This is a genomic window from Frankia sp. CeCAU1 (assembly GCF_977971845.1).
Genome location: NZ_CDWWXA010000070.1, coordinates 21,567 through 22,675, shown reverse-complemented (window position 1 = coordinate 22,675; position 1,109 = coordinate 21,567). Strand labels below are relative to the sequence as shown.

Genomic DNA, 1,109 nt, shown 5'->3' with positions numbered 1-1,109 from the left:
GAGGTGCCGGTCGTGGAAGACCCGATGCCGATACTTCGTGACGAAAACCAAGTGGGCGTGCAGGGCGAAAACGCAGTGCCTGCCAGTGCGAACGTTGAGATCGGTGGCCATAAACCAAGGGTAAACTGGGGGTGTGCAGCTTCGGTACAGCTTCCGGCTCCACCCGACGGCGGGTCAGCGTGCGTCGCTGGCACAGGCGTTCGGGTGCGCCCGGGTCGTGTACAACGACGGCCTGCGCGCCCGGGAGGATGCGCGGGCGGCGGGGCTGCCGTTCCCGAAGACGGGGGACCTGTCGAAGCTGCTGATCACCGAGGCGAAGAAGAGCCCGGAACGGGCTTGGCTCGCAGAGGTGTCCGCGGTGGTGTTGCAGCAGTCGCTGCGCGACCTCGATACGGCCTATCGGAACTTCTTCGACGGGCTGGCCGGGAAACGGCCCCGGATGGGCGCGCCGCGGTTCAAGTCCAAGCGGGACACCCGCCAGTCGGTCAGGTTCACCGCCAACGCCCGCTGGTCGGTCACCACGGGCGGGAAGCTGCGCCTACCGAAGATCGGCGATGTTCCGGTCCGCTGGTCGCGCAGGTTGCCGTCGGCACCGTCGTCGGTGACGGTGATCCGGGACAGCGCAGGCCGGTACTTCGCGAGCTTCGTCGTCGAGGCGGGACAGGTGGACAGCCCGGCGGAGACGACCACCGAGGTCGGTATCGACCTGGGACTCGGCCACTTCGCGGTCCTCTCCGACGGCACGAAGATCGCTTCTCCTCGGTTTCTGCGCCGCACGGAGAAACGTCTCCGCCGGGTGCAACGCGACCTGTCCCGGAAGAAGAAGGGCTCGAAGAACAGGGCCAAGGCTCGGTTGAAGGTCGCCCGTGCGCATGCGCGGGTCGCCGACGCGCGCCGCGAGTTCCATCACCAGCTCTCCACCCGGCTGATCCGCGAGAATCAAGCGGTCGCCGTCGAGGACTTGGCGGTCAACGGGCTCGCGCGCACGCGGTTGGCGAAGTCGGTGCACGACGCCGGCTGGTCGGCGTTCGTCGCCATGCTGGAGTACAAGGCCGCCCGGTACGGCCGGACGCTGGTCCGGATCGGACGGTTCGAGCCGACGTCGCAGG

General features: G+C 68.2%; 1 protein-coding gene. It reads left to right on the top strand.

Annotated features, from left to right (window positions below; all coding sequences use genetic code 11):
* Nucleotides 1-133: 133 nt before the first annotated feature.
* Nucleotides 134-1,109 (top strand): RNA-guided endonuclease InsQ/TnpB family protein (locus AC08OO_RS13750; RefSeq protein ID WP_476618603.1); only part of this gene is annotated, 976 nt, incomplete at its 3' end.